Origin of the sequence: Pectobacterium carotovorum (assembly GCF_900129615.1) — a bacterium.
Lineage (GTDB): Bacteria > Pseudomonadota > Gammaproteobacteria > Enterobacterales > Enterobacteriaceae > Pectobacterium > Pectobacterium carotovorum.
The window spans coordinates 100,069-113,306 of sequence record NZ_FQWI01000012.1 but is presented as its reverse complement, the minus strand read 5'-3'; the positions used below and the strand labels follow the sequence as shown (position 1 = coordinate 113,306).

The 13,238-nt window shown below is 50.0% G+C and carries 9 protein-coding genes and 3 pseudogenes; 3 read left to right on the top strand and 9 right to left on the bottom strand.

Translation table 11 applies throughout. From position 1 onward, the window contains the following. Window positions 1–88: 88 nt before the first annotated feature. Both BUB06_RS19600 and BUB06_RS19595 read right to left on the bottom strand, forming a co-directional pair. A pseudogene (locus BUB06_RS19600) lies at window positions 89–640 on the bottom strand (L-tyrosine/L-tryptophan isonitrile synthase family protein); the annotation flags it as partial. Window positions 641–1,418: 778 nt separating this feature from the next. Beyond that, a complete protein-coding gene (locus BUB06_RS19595) occupies window positions 1,419–1,784 on the bottom strand; it encodes a hypothetical protein (RefSeq protein WP_039475357.1) in 366 nt (121 codons plus the stop codon). Window positions 1,785–1,839: 55 nt separating this feature from the next. Here BUB06_RS19595 and BUB06_RS19590 point away from each other — a divergent pair. Next, window positions 1,840–1,968 (top strand): annotated as a pseudogene (locus BUB06_RS19590) (SymE family type I addiction module toxin); the annotation flags it as partial. 74 nt (window positions 1,969–2,042) lie between these two features. On the opposite strand, the gene BUB06_RS22325 reads toward BUB06_RS19590, so the two are convergent. Further along, window positions 2,043–2,339, bottom strand: coding sequence for a hypothetical protein (locus BUB06_RS22325; protein ID WP_236689882.1), 297 nt, complete (start codon window positions 2,337–2,339; stop codon window positions 2,043–2,045). Between the two features lie 834 nt (window positions 2,340–3,173). Between BUB06_RS22325 and BUB06_RS19580 the strand changes: the two genes are divergently transcribed. Further along, window positions 3,174–3,350 (top strand): SymE family type I addiction module toxin, encoded by a 177-nt coding sequence (locus BUB06_RS19580; RefSeq protein WP_080726806.1) that lies wholly within the window; start codon window positions 3,174–3,176, stop codon window positions 3,348–3,350. Between the two features lie 67 nt (window positions 3,351–3,417). Here BUB06_RS19580 and BUB06_RS19575 read toward each other — a convergent pair whose 3' ends face one another. Together BUB06_RS19575 and BUB06_RS22320 are read right to left on the bottom strand one after the other, a co-directional pair. Continuing rightward, window positions 3,418–3,747: a hypothetical protein gene (locus BUB06_RS19575; protein ID WP_039475359.1), complete on the bottom strand. Its 330-nt coding sequence runs from the start codon at window positions 3,745–3,747 to the stop codon at window positions 3,418–3,420. A gap of 2 nt (window positions 3,748–3,749) precedes the next feature. Beyond that, a pseudogene (locus BUB06_RS22320) lies at window positions 3,750–5,501 on the bottom strand (RHS repeat domain-containing protein); the annotation flags it as partial. Between BUB06_RS22320 and BUB06_RS19560 the strand changes: the two are divergent. Beyond that, entirely contained in the window at window positions 5,451–5,747 is a 297-nt protein-coding gene (locus tag BUB06_RS19560) for a SymE family type I addiction module toxin (protein WP_048329372.1), read from the top strand. The pseudogene BUB06_RS22320 and the gene BUB06_RS19560 sit on opposite strands and share 51 nt — an antisense overlap. Window positions 5,748–5,807: 60 nt before the next feature. Here the strand turns inward: BUB06_RS19560 and BUB06_RS19555 are convergent, their stop codons facing one another. The 4 genes from BUB06_RS19555 to BUB06_RS19540 are packed head-to-tail and all read right to left on the bottom strand — an operon-like array spanning window position 5,808 to window position 13,196. Then, window positions 5,808–6,179 carry a hypothetical protein gene (locus BUB06_RS19555; RefSeq protein WP_039475363.1) on the bottom strand — a complete coding sequence of 124 codons (372 nt, stop codon included), beginning with the start codon at window positions 6,177–6,179 and terminating at the stop codon, window positions 5,808–5,810. Window positions 6,180–6,187: 8 nt separating this feature from the next. Next, window positions 6,188–11,305, bottom strand: a complete 5,118-nt coding sequence (locus BUB06_RS19550) for an RHS repeat-associated core domain-containing protein (RefSeq protein WP_039475366.1) — start codon at window positions 11,303–11,305, stop codon at window positions 6,188–6,190. A 20-nt stretch (window positions 11,306–11,325) separates the two neighbouring features. After that, window positions 11,326–12,243: a DUF4123 domain-containing protein gene (locus BUB06_RS19545; protein WP_039475369.1), complete on the bottom strand. Its 918-nt coding sequence runs from the start codon at window positions 12,241–12,243 to the stop codon at window positions 11,326–11,328. After that, window positions 12,240–13,196, bottom strand: coding sequence for a DUF4123 domain-containing protein (locus tag BUB06_RS19540; protein ID WP_039475372.1), 957 nt, complete (start codon window positions 13,194–13,196; stop codon window positions 12,240–12,242). Before BUB06_RS19540 ends, BUB06_RS19545 begins: the two co-directional genes overlap by 4 nt. Between the last annotated feature and the right edge of the window lie 42 nt (window positions 13,197–13,238).

The following is a 13,238-nucleotide window of genomic DNA, read 5'->3' as shown; positions in this document are numbered from 1 at the left end:
AAACTCAATCGCAAGGTTGATAGCCTTAGCGCGCCTTTGAAGCTCACTCTGTTTCATGTAGTGATAGCTAATCACTACGTGAGAAAGATACAAGCTGCGCCTTGATCTCCTCTTCTGACTCGGCGTAGTCCTCAACCAGCCGCCGACGAAGATGATCATAGTCAGCAGTAAGTGGCGCCATATTCTCTACATCCTTAAGATTAAAAACGCTGAGATGAACGGCCCCCAACTCATGCAGTAAGTTTTCAATCTCATCCTGATAGGTGTTAATCGTTTCGTCGCTAGTCCCAATCAGGTCACCAAATACATGTCCATCCGAACAAATACGGATGTGCGCACCTGCAGGATAATAAAGCTGAATACGCTGACATAGTGAATTCAGAAAGATCAGGGACAAACGTTCCGCCATATCCGGTACTCTACCCAGCACTTTATAAGGATTCGGAGATTTAACTGGAAACGCAGGAAGAATAAGTTCAATTTGACGCCCCTCTTCAACAAACGCTCGAATCCTGGGTAATTGAACCTGAGTCACCTGAGACTCTTCTTCACTAATTGATTTCGTCGACTGGGTAAATCTACGCCGATATTGAATTAACTCACTTAATATTAGCGATGAAACTAATTCATTATTCATCATATACAAAAAAACCTCATTACTTTACATTAATTTTAAAAAGGAAATAAACTGCATAGCAGTGACGTAGAAACAATAGAATAAAATTCTTATGAGAATACAAAAAAATACTGAATAACATATTCAGTATTTTTATTTACGCTGCTAATAATTAAATTCGATCATAAATAAATATAATAAAATAATTAAGTATTAAAATCGGGGATAAGCCACGATGCAGACATTGCCAGCGATAGCAGCAATACAGATAAGATAAGTGGAGAACGGATTCTGACGGACAGTGGAGCGTACAGGACAGGAAAACGAATCTGTCGCTAGCGATTGAAGTATTACCTGATGGGAGGACGACGTGGGTAAAGCGAGAAGAGTGTTGGCATAATGGTTTTGTTATGGGTTGAGTGGTGTGGGCGGGGGAGAATTTTGCTTATCACCATCAATCACTATTTTTTTCATATTATTTACCTTTCAATTCACTTAATCACAGCTAGATATTTTACATGACTAAATTAGACGTTCCAGCACGTCATTCACCCGACGTCCATTCCTTACGCTGCAACAGCGCCGTCGAGTTCCATTCAGGAATAATGTACAACCTGTTGCAAATAGGTTTGAACAGTATTACCTGAATGCCCGTACCCGAAATGGTGGAGTGCGGCAGGATTATTATTGAGACCGAGATTAATTTATAGCGACTGACTAACCTATAAAAATAAAAAACCGGAAGGATCGTGTGATCGCTTCCGGCCTTTTATGTATTTAATAAAACTTATATTTAAAATAATCAGATACGAGGTTTACATTCATACTTTTGGTTTGGGTCACGTTTTAAACTGCTTTTCGTCAACCACTCTTTGGTGAACTCGTCGTTCGGCAATAACTCATTACCGTTATCAGACACCTTAATATTGAAAGCTCCATTGGAATATAGTGTAATAATGCGACTATCACCTTTGCCTTCCACGACATATGCTGCGTTAACAAAATCATAAAGCGCCTGCCCTGCCGGGCAAAACGTAAGGCTTTTGTTCAGGGAACTTTTATCCTGATTAACAAACACACCGTCAAGCCATTGCGGCTCTTCCCCCATTGCGGTCAATGACATACTCAACACGAACGGAACCACTAAAAAATTAATATATTTTTTCATGACAAACTCCTTTTTATAAATAACAACAACGTGATAAAAAGCATATTTTTATTCTGGTAAGCCCAACCCGCCCTCCGCCATCAATCTTAAAGGCCGCTGGCTCGAAGAGTCGGGATTTATTACCGGGATGCCCGTTACGGTGGAGCGCAGTAGGATTATTATTGAGATTGAGATTAATTTTTAACGGTTAACCTGAAAATAAAATAAAAGCCGGAAGGATCGACGATCGCTTCTAGCCTTTTCATTGATTAATAACACTTAGATATTATTTTCAGTATCTTTTAAAACCTGCCTAAATTTTTTCTTTACCCCTACAGCCATTCCCGCGATAGACAGCCCATAATTTGCAAAATCACGAGCCACACCTATATTATCCCTTAAAAGATTATAATTCATGCACATTGATACTAATCTAACAGATGTAACACTATTAAATTCAGCGGGGATATCCCCATCTTTAATTTTATCGATGCTCAGATGAGCAAAAACATCATCGATAGAACTAAAGAAATTAAAAAACACCCACGCTTTTTCTTCTAGTTCATTAATAACCAAGGAGACACCACTTGGCGAGTCTAACAATTCGATACTTAGCATTTCGTCAGTAGATAATCGATTACGTATATAACAATCAATCTCTCTTTTAGGAAGCGATTGGCTATTTATCTGTTCAAAGGCTGGATGAACACCTAAATTTATAAAAAAATGTCTCCTGTGGTTTTTTCCTGAAGATTAATACAATTCAAAAAACCATTACTCTTCCTAAAAAAATCAGCGCCACTCTCTTTAGAGAAACCATTTGAAATAAAAAAGTCTTTTATTAACTTAGTATTCATTACGTTACCTATCGATAAACAATTGGTATTCCATTTTTATTTAGCACATTTCCCAGAGCTTTCGTTGGCACAATTTTCCCTGTCGTAGGACTTCTTGTAAATACCCACTCAATTCTATCAAGCCGACCACTTCTTAATATTTTTATATCTCTAGCAGCTTCTTGTCTTACCCTCGACGTTAAGCCAGTACGCCCAACTTTAGATTCAATCCCAGTAGTACCATCAACTACATCCATCCGACGTAGCCCACCCGGAACCCGGAAATTCTGCTCTATGAGGTCCGTTCCTCTTTCGGCTGCAATTTCATCCCTTACAGAATCGCCTACGGTTTTATTCTTCTGTACCTGAGATGCCGCACCTTTCTTATCCAGCCCGAATGGATCAATCCACTCCAGCGGATTGTGTACATATCCCTGCGGCCTTATCTTCCCACTAACCTTATCGGATCAATCAGAATAATTAGCTCATCATACAGCTCCGTACTATCGGAAGTGATCGTAGTGACAGCTTGTAATAAATTTTACATGCTACCGCTATACCTTGGCATTCCGTTATGTTGCCTGCACGATACAATCATACTGATTTTCATGTGTTTAGCATTAGCGACTTATGTTACGCCATCAACCTTAAAGGCCGCAGGCTCAAAGAATTGGGCTTTATTACCGGAATACCTGTTACCGTTACGGTGGAGCGCGGCAGGATTATTATTGAGACTGAGATTAATTTGTAGCGACTGACCTGACCACTAATAAAATAAAAAGCCGGAAGGATCATGTGATCTCTTCCAGCTTTTATTCTTAATAGGAGCTAATAATATCTCTTATATTGGATATAAATTCTCTATTATTTAAAACATCATCATCAAAGACCAAAGATAGATTACCCAGTAGGTCTTCAAATTCAAAAAATTTATCTTCTAAAAAATAATCTATCGTCGCTATAAAGTCGCTTCTTTCTTTATCAGAAAAAGAAAGATACTCATCTTTAAGTAAGAGATCACAAGCTTTTCTTAAATCATGTTTATTATTGACATTTAGACCCGACAACAAAGAGACATCAGAATCAATAACATAATTCGCATCAAAAACCTTAAGTAAACTCTCCAATATAAAAACATTTCTTTTCATACTTAAGAACCCCAAACAGGAAAGGCAGTAATAACCTCTCCAGATCGATTAAACCATACTTTAGCACCATGAGAAACGGAGTATTTTAAATCTCCACGTCTTACACCATCACCAATCCATCTTCCATAATCAATTGGTTGTTCCGCAGCAGTTTTTCCTGCTTGCCGATAAATTGTTTGAGCTCTTTGAATTGCATTTAATTGATCTCTATGACTAGAAAAACGAGTTGCCGCAGTTGGTATTTTCTCAATAGCCCCCGTAGCAGGGTTTCTACCAGTAGAAGCTCTAGCAACCTGATCACTTATGCTTGTTTGCGCACCATGTTTATCTAAAAAATGCGCGCCAGGTGTTGCGTCTTGCATCTCTTTCAATCGACGATGAGCATTAGCCTCAGCAAGTTCATTAATCCTTGCCTGCCGTTCTGCCCTAGACATTTTTTTCGGATCAGTTTTACATCCAGATTCAGCAAGCCCCAGCGGATCCACCCACTCCAGTGGATTCGTTACATAACCCTGCGGCCTTATCCCTCCCGCCAGCCCTATCGGGTCCGGTGACAGGTACTGCCCGCTCTCCGCATCATAATAACGATGCCGGTTGTAGTAAAGTCCCGTTTCCGCATCGTACAACTGACCCTGATAGCGCAGTTCGCAGTACACTTCCTCATTTGCCGCATCGCCCAGATAGCGCCGCAGCGGGATAGGCCGTCGCTCTTCGCGGTGGGTGCCCCACAGCCCCTGTTCACCACGCCAGCGGATTTCCCCTTCCTCGCTGCACAGCTCTCTCGCCGTCCCCGTCAGGTCGGTCACGATATAGTGCAGTTGCGTGCTGTCACCCTGCGCTTCCACCTGTGCCAGCGGCCGGAAGCTTCCCGGCTCGTACACCCACTGCACTTCCCGTGCGGCACTGCCATCTGCATAGTATTGCTGCTGACCAATCAGCTGGTCACCGTCCCAGCGGTACGCCACCCGCGCGACCGCCTACGCCGAAGGGAGTTGTCCCTCGCGCACCTTGCTCACCCGTCGACCAAACGCATAGTAACGATAGCGCCACCGCGCCCCGTCCGGCAAACTCACCCGTACCAGATGATCCTGCACGTCCCAGTCAAAGTACGTTTCCTTCGGCCTGAACCCCGGTCGCGTTTCCCGCTTCATCGCCAGACGCCCGCAGTCGTCATACCGGTATTGCGTATGGCCACGCTCCACCACCCGGCCCGCAGCATCGTACCGCGCCGACGCCCGCACCGCCGCATCCTGCACCTTCAGAGTCTCACCCAGACCCGGTGATATCTGCGACACCTCGCACAGGTTCTGTTCGCTGTCGTAACCAAACAGCCGTGCCTGACGCCGCCGTCCTTCATCACGACGCTCTGCCGTCACCTGGCCAGCCCCGTTCAGCCGGAACGCCTGCTCACCCCAGTGGCTGTCGCAGATACCCGTCAGACGGTCCAGCACATCGTACTGGTAACGGCGCTCCAGCACGTCATTGACCCGGCCGTCAGCCCCTTCCAGCGCCTGACGCTGCAGCAGCCCCGTCGGGCTCCATTCATGGCGTAGTGCAAATCCGCTGCCGTTAGTGCGCCGCTGATCTTCCCCCGCCGCCGTATGGCTGAACTGCAGCGGCTGATGAGAACCAATCCCCAGCGACGACAGCCGCCCCGACTGCCATGCCAACTGCAGCGGTGCCAGTATCCCTTCGACCACGGCATCCGGGCTGGCGGCTTTAGTCAGCCGGCCAGCCACGTCATACGCCTGTTCCGCATCAGTCTCTATCGCAACGGCCTGATACTGACATGGCTGGATGAAGATACCGATATCGCCGCGCTGATGGCTGAACTCGACGGCCACGAGACGGAAGGCGCTGACTGGGTAAATGATAACGGAGAACTGACACTGGCAGGCGACTGGTTCACCCAAAGCGGGTTACTCGGCCAGCCGTTAAGGATTGACGTGCTGCCCGGTAAGATAATCATTCGGGCTGAACAGGGGGCTATGCTGGCGTAATAACACAAGCTGCTAAAAATAAAATAGCTGGAAGGATCTTGAGATCGCTTCCGGCTTTATTTATTTTAATGTCTCTCTTTTAATTAACTTACCTTTATCAATAGAAAGATAATCTTTATCATTACCATGAAAGACCTCAACATATTCATTCACCTTTACAGAGCTTATTATTCCGCAAAGATAATCCCATGAGAACTGATTTTTATTATCAAAAAATATCACCCCCCATTCACATGGAACTATGTATCTTTCAAATGAAAGTGGAATGATGTCATAAACAATACCACCAAGCCGAGATATCTCACTCCGAACATCATCTGTGAAAAAAATTACCCCATCATCTTTTTTTCCCTGTGACGCATTACAGTCTGGGCAACGTGTTTCTTCTGATTCGTAACTAGAATAACAATTCTGACATGTAATATATTTCATGCTGACTCCTATTTTATTGGAATACTGGAAGTAATAATTCCCGATCCTGTTCCACCGATATGAGGATCAGCATGATCAGTAATAACCCGTATTTTTTGAGTCACACCATTTCTCGTTGCCGTACCTTCAAATACGTTTCCAAAAAAACCTTCTCTATTAGAGGCTATTTTATTCAAAGGATTATTCGCAACTTCTTTAGCTGCGCTTGCAATATCCCTATTTCCCCATTCTGATGGGAACAAAGACCCTTTCTGTCTTTTTGGCTTCATTGAGGCATAAGGTTCCTGCCGAGGAGGACCAACATGGGGAGAATGCCTTCTTAAAGAATGCCGAAGGGAGCCAAAAGAATACTCATAGTCCTCCCCGCCCTCTTTTTCCGTCAACCCAAGCGGATCAACCCATTCTAATGGATTGTGAACGTAGGCTTGAGGCCTTACCCCCCCGCCCAGTCCTATCGGGTCCGGCGACAGGTACTGTCCGCTCTCCGCATCATAGTAACGATGGCGATTGTAGTAAAGCCCCGTTTCCGCATCGTACAGCTGTCCCTGATAGCGCAGCTCGCAGTACACTTCCTCGTTTGCTGCATCACCCAGGTAGCGCCGCAGCGGGATAGGCCGTCGCTCTTCGCGGTGGGCCCCCCACAGTCCCTGCTCCCCGCGCCAGCGGATTTCCCCCTCTTCGCTGCACAGCTCTCTCGCCGTCCCCGTCAGGTCGGTCACGATGTAGTGCAGTTGCGTGCTGTCGCCCTGCGCCTCCACCTGTGCCAGCGGCCGGAAACTCCCCGGCTCGTACACCCACTGCACTTCCCGCGCCGCACTGCCATCTGCATAGTATTGCTGCTGACCAATCAGCTGGTCACCGTCCCAGCGGTACGCCACCCGCGCGACCGCCTGTGCTGACGGGAGTTGTCCTTCACGCACCTTGTTAATTCTGCGCCCAAACGCATCGTAACGATACCGCCACCGCGCCCCGTCCGGCAAACTCACCCGTACCAGACGGTCCTGCACGTCCCAGTCAAAGTACGTTTCCTTCGGCCTGAACCCCGGCCGCGTTTCCCGCTTCATCGCCAGACGCCCGCAGTCGTCATACCGGTACTGCGTATGGCCCCGCTCCACCACCCGGCCTGCCGCATCATACCGTGCCGACGCCTGCACCACCGCGTCCTGCACCTTCAGCGTCTCACCCAGACCCGGCGCTATCTGCGACACCTCGCACAGGTTCTGTTCGCTGTCGTAGCCAAACAGCCGCGCCTGACGCCGCCGTCCCTCATCGCGGCGCTCTGCCGTCACCTGACCGGCCCCGTTCAGCCGGAACGCCTGCTCGCCCCAGTGGCTGTCGCTGATACCCGTCAGACGGTCCAGCACATCGTACTGGTAGCGCCGCTCCAGCACGTCATTCACCCGGCCGTCCGCTCCTTCCAGCGCCTGACGCTGCAACAGTCCCGTCGGGCTCCACTCGTGGCGCAATGCAAACCCGCTGCCGTTACTACGTCGCTGCTCTTCTCCCGCTGACGTGTGGCTGAACTGCAGCGGCTGGTGTGAGCCAATCCCCAACGACGACAGCCGACCCGACTGCCACGCCAGTTGCAGCGGTGCCAGTATCCCCTCCACGACAGCACGCTGACCGCCCGCATCATAACCGCTCTGTACCGCCTCGCCGTTCACCGTTTCCGACGTCACCTGCCCCGCCAGGTTATAGGCGTATTCCACCACCGCATCCGGGCTGGCGGCTTTGGTCAGCCGGCCGGCTACGTCATACGCCAGTTCGGTAATGCCGTCGGTTTCCCCGTCCGCTTTCTGTGCGGTAATGCGCGTTATCCGCCCTGCCGCATCATGCTCGTAATGCAGTGCGCTGCCATCCGGCGCGGTACGCTGCACCAGACGGTCTGCCACATCGTACTGATAGCGGTACACCCGGCCATCGTAATGCCGCTCCTCGCTCAGCCGACCGCTGGGGTCAAAGCCGTACGTCCAGTCCCGTCCCTGACTGTTCGTTACTCCGGCGAACTCCGCTTCCGCGTTATAGTGGTAGCGCACCGTCGCCCCCAGCGGGTCCGTCGCCTCCAGCAGGTTATCGAACGCCCCGTAGCGGAACTGGTAGCGCTGCCCCAGCGCATCCGTCACCGCCGTCAGGTTACCCTCCACATCGTAACCAAACCGCGTCTCGCTGCCGTCTTCGTACACCACTTTCGACGGTGACTCGCGCACGCCGTCATACTCCCAGCGTCGCACCTGCACGCCCGCTTCATGTCCGATATGCCGCTCCGTCAGGCGGTCAAGGTCGTCATAGCGGAACATCACCGCTGGCGCATTATCCCGCTCAAGGCTGCTCAGCAGGCCACGGCGGTTATAGTGATAACGCTGCAACACGCCATCCGGGCCTATCACCGTCGACAACTGCCCTGTTTCACCGTAACGGTACAGCCACTCGCGCCCTTCCGGGTCGTTCACCTCGACAACCTGCCCGGCAGCATTACGCTGGTAATGCCATTCGCTGCCCAGCGGATCGATATAGGCCAGCAGTTGTCCGTTATCATCATATTCATATTGATGCGTCGCACCGTCTGGCAGCGTAACCTCGGTCACCTGCCCCCAGTCATTGCGCTGATACGCCGTGCGGCCGCCCAACGGGTCGGTCTCGGCCACCAGTTGGTTATCCACCCACTCGTATCGAGTCTCACCGCCGTCCGGCGTGCGCTGGAGCAGAATATTGTTGCGCTCGTCGCGCACGTAGCTGAATACCCCACCAAACCCGCTGTGGTAATGGCTGGTCAGGGTGTCATCGTCGTATTCAAAGTGACCCGGCCAGTAGCCTTCCGAGGTTCTGTCGCGGATGGCGCGGCCTTTTTTATCGTAATCGTGCTCAACCCAGGTCGAGCCTAAATCCGACCAGCGCAGCAGCCAGCCTTCCGGTGAGTAGCGATAGTCAAAATTGCGCCCCTCATCCGCCCGTATGCTCAGTAAATGCCCGTGTTCGTCATAGGTATAGCTGGCCAGCGTTTTTAATGGCTGACGCTGCGGGGTACATAGCGTAAGTGCCGTGATCCTGCGGCGCTCCGTTGTGACGTGAATCAAGCGCCCGTCGGACAATACAACCCAGCACAGGTCGCTCAGCATCCACTCGAACGTCACCCGATTGCCGGCTGTATCTTCAATCGACGTCAGACAAAGCTGGAGACCGAGTGCATGCTCAAACCGATAGCGTAAGCCATCAACATGATGAAGAACGAGTTCACCCTGTTGGCGGGTCAGCCGCCATTGCAGGTTGGACGGTGAACGGCTGACTTCTCCCTCATTGGGCAGGACGAAGAACGCCTGATTGAACTCACCATCCGTTAGCGTTGCTACCCCGTTGTTGAGCGTCAGGCTGATATCCCAGTTGGTACGCCACAGCCTCCCCAGCAAACCGGCGTACCGCTCTCCCGTCGAGCGGTAGTAGCGTTGCAGTGACAGCGGCAGCGTCCCCGTTAGCTGAATATCGGTGCGCTGTTCCACCACGGCACCGGTTGCCATATCGACCGGGTCACCATTTTTCTTAATGTCATCTGTTTTTGCCTTGGCATTGTCATCCTTTGCCTGTGCATCCTTCTTAGCCCCCTTTTTACCCGATGGCTTTTCCGTATTGCTGCCCGCATTAATGCTGTTCGCCTCTTCCGGAGGGGATTCGCTTTTTTTCTTTACGGGCGCTTTCGGTTTGGGCTTTTCTTCAATGGCATCAGTCGGTTTTGACGGTTCTGATTTGTGTGGCGTATTTTTTTCTGGAGATTGTTTTTTAGGCGGCTGACCTTTTCCTTTGTCACCACCCGGCTTGGCATCGCTTTGTTTCGTTGCGGTTGGCGCATCAGTAGGCTCAGACTTTGAACCAGAGGATGGACTGGCCGCCCTGCTTTCCGCCGTCGTATGGCTTTGTGGGGCATCGGCCTTTTTCGCAAAGGAACCTTTAGGCCGCGGACTACCGGAAACCCGCGTCACAATCAGAGGAATAAACTTATCGAATTCTTTCTCAAGGGTCGCAATGGCCTCATCGTAACGTTTAACTAACTGATCCAGATAGTCGAGCATCTTGCTGAACCGATCTTTCATCAGCGCAACAATCCAGCCATCTTTCTCCGAGGCCTTCATTGCCTTCACCAAAGCCTGCTGCATGGTCAACAGCATCGCTTTGCCTTTCTTTCCGTATTCTTTCAGCAAACCACGCAGTTCGGTGACGCCTTTCACCAGATTACCGTTGGACAGGCTGCGGATCGTTTTGATGGCAAACTGCACAGCCGCAGGTGAGGAGGCATTTCTCAGCGCTTTAATAATCGCCCGCCCGCTCACCTTAATGGCGTCACCCAGCCCGGGAATGACCCCAATCACACACAGGACACCACCGGCCACATGCAGTGGGTCGTCCATCAGTTTAGGATCTTCATGGGTTTGCCAGCACCACTCGCCAATGGAGTACACGTCCAGCGCTTGCCCCACGACAGGAATACAACCCAGAATAATCTCGCAGAACATCATGAGCGCGGCGTTATCATCACCACCCGCATCCGCCGTTTCTGCCGCGAGGCTATGGTGGATTTTGTTGATGGCTTGCTTCAGTTGGCGATTACCGCGGTTAATCTGTTTATCCAGTTCCCAGAAACGCTTGTAAGCCTTTTTATAGTCATCTGGGATAGACGTTAATATTCCCGCGCCATCAACATCAACGTGTCGATCACTGCTGTCATCGGCGTCATAGGTCACTAGCCCTTGTTTACGCAGGAGAAGGAACAGCGTGAAATACTCACCTGCTAGTGCGGCATAACCCGGAGTAGCCTGCAATACGGGGTTATTCTGAATGGTTTCCTGCGGTGTAAACTTATCTTCACCTTCTTCCAGTAGCAGCTCAAACGTACCTCCCCCCATGTCATAAATAAAACAGAGGCCGTTGGCATCCGTCTGACCGTGGATTTCTGTTTTATTGCTGTCGATGAGGACAAATGGCGCGTTGGGAACCGGCTCCCCAGAGTCATAATGGTAATAAATCAGGACTTCATAACCACACTTGGCACAGCCTCCTGATATTTTTTTATCCGTGCTAAAACCCCGACTCGCGGCTTCCTCGCTGGAAAGCAACGTTGCCTGTTTGTTCTGACTCATGAAATGACGTCCTTTTTATTTTATGCTTCGTCCAGGTGGTCAATTGCTGCCTGATACAGGCGATCCATACGGCTTTGCGTGCCAATGTATTCAGGCTGTATCAGAATATTTTTTGCCCAGGGCTGATGAATGAATTCCGGCGAGAGTTCTGTCGCCAATGCCAGCCAGCGCACGATATCGCGGTCGTTGTTAAAGCCGTTGTTTTTCGCCTGTTCCGTCTGCTGATGGGTAAACGCCTGTAGTTCATCATCAGGCGCGTTTTGCCAGTCAGCATGGTAAGCACGCAGATGTTCCCTATAGCGCGCCAGATTGTGATGTCCGTAAGGCACCATGATGGCTTGCCATTGTTCGTCACTCAGTTGGCGCGGCAGGATGTCTGGAATAGAGTGTGGTTCGCGGGCGGTGAGATTTAAGGCACGTACCGCGCCGTCAGGGGAAATATCGCAGAAGCTGGCTATTGGGCCATAGAGCGCACAGGCTTCTTGTGCGGAACTGGCGGATAACAGCTGATTCACCACCTGCCAGTCACCCACGCGCAGGATGGCATTCTCCCCGGAAGGTGAGGTCACCAGGCTCCACTGCCGCAGATGCTTCGTGACCTCAAGCAGTTGATCGAGCGGCGAATATGCCTGCATAAACCATTCCAGCTGTAGACCCATTCCCCAACCCGGCTGAGTGATGATGTGTTCTTTCACCTGCGACCAGTTAGCGGCGTGAAGTGGGATGCAATAGGGCGATACCGAGGCATGAACGCGCCCCGCTTCGCCCCAATACAAACGCGTCTGATCCAGGCTGCCCCCCCAGCGTTCGGCCAGCCACGGCACATCATCGTTCATCGACGCTTCGGCGATAACAAAACAGCCGCCCTGAGCGATACGCGCTTGCCAGACGGCGTCATCTTCCGGCGTCAATTCAAGGAAAGGTTGCGATACACTCACAGCGTGACCTCCGTTATGTCAGGTAACTCACCCCGCATCCAACCGGGGCGATGGTAATTAAGCTGCACACTTTCAATACGTTCAGGCTCAGATTTAAAAATCCGAATACTGTCGGCAATCGAATAACGTTCAGTTAGATGAATAAAGATCGGGTGCAAATAGAATTCACTACCGAGTACCCAGCGATGAGCGGACCAGGCTTCACACTCCACTTCGCTGGCTTTTGGATAATAGTTCCCGGCTAATTCAATACCGCTAATAAAGCGTGATTTTACTATTTCGATGTCCAGTGGAAAAACACATTGCGCGCTGACAAAAAGAAAGAGCTCATTCGCTAATCGGTGTAAACGATTGTCATTAGCGAGAAGATAATATTGGTAACGTGTTAAATTAATCTGGTATGCACTATTAATATCGTTCTTGTTTTCTTTATTAACATCCTGTTGTGCGAATAGCTGATATTCCCCACGTTCGCTATTCACTATGGGCAAGTACAGGTTATTTAGCGGGCCGAGAAAATCCGTTTGTGCAGCAAGATCCAGAGTGGACCACCAGGTCGATAAAACCTCTGGTGCATAGCTACGAAATAGCGCTCGAGTACCATCAGGCCAGAGACAGGAAATGCGCTGCTGCCAAAAATCAGCCATCTGCTGCAATGTCAGTTCACCATGCATGAGGATCACGCCACCATGCTGCTCCGGCTGTGTCTCATTCAGCCAGTGCAGCAGTGTTTCTCCTGGTTTGCCTTCTTCTATTTTAACCACAATAGGCGCCCACATCTGCCAGTTTTCGGCATCCTTGCCAAAATGCAGCTGCTGCCATATATCTGACGCCACAGGTTGAAAAGCCTGCCAATATTCAGGTAATTTGGGATAACTCAACGGCGAGATAATAGCGAACAGCGGCGCATTAAACTGGCTGATTTCAAACAGGGTATAACCGTTTGCCATCATCGTTATTTGCCTGTAAATAAATGAAATAAAATGTAATACGAT

Excerpts from the sequence above, each read along its gene's own strand:
- BUB06_RS19595 (WP_039475357.1), bottom strand. The coding sequence starts at position 1,784 with ATGAAAAAATATATTAATTTTTTAGTGGTTCCGTTCGTGTTGAGTATG.
- BUB06_RS19580 (WP_080726806.1), top strand. The coding sequence starts at position 3,174 with ATGTTGCCTGCACGATACAATCATACTGATTTTCATGTGTTTAGCATT.
- BUB06_RS19575 (WP_039475359.1), bottom strand. The coding sequence starts at position 3,747 with ATGAAAAGAAATGTTTTTATATTGGAGAGTTTACTTAAGGTTTTTGAT.
- BUB06_RS19555 (WP_039475363.1), bottom strand. The coding sequence starts at position 6,179 with ATGAAATATATTACATGTCAGAATTGTTATTCTAGTTACGAATCAGAA.
- BUB06_RS19550 (WP_039475366.1), bottom strand. The coding sequence starts at position 11,305 with ATGAGTCAGAACAAACAGGCAACGTTGCTTTCCAGCGAGGAAGCCGCG.
- BUB06_RS19540 (WP_039475372.1), bottom strand. The coding sequence starts at position 13,196 with ATGATGGCAAACGGTTATACCCTGTTTGAAATCAGCCAGTTTAATGCG.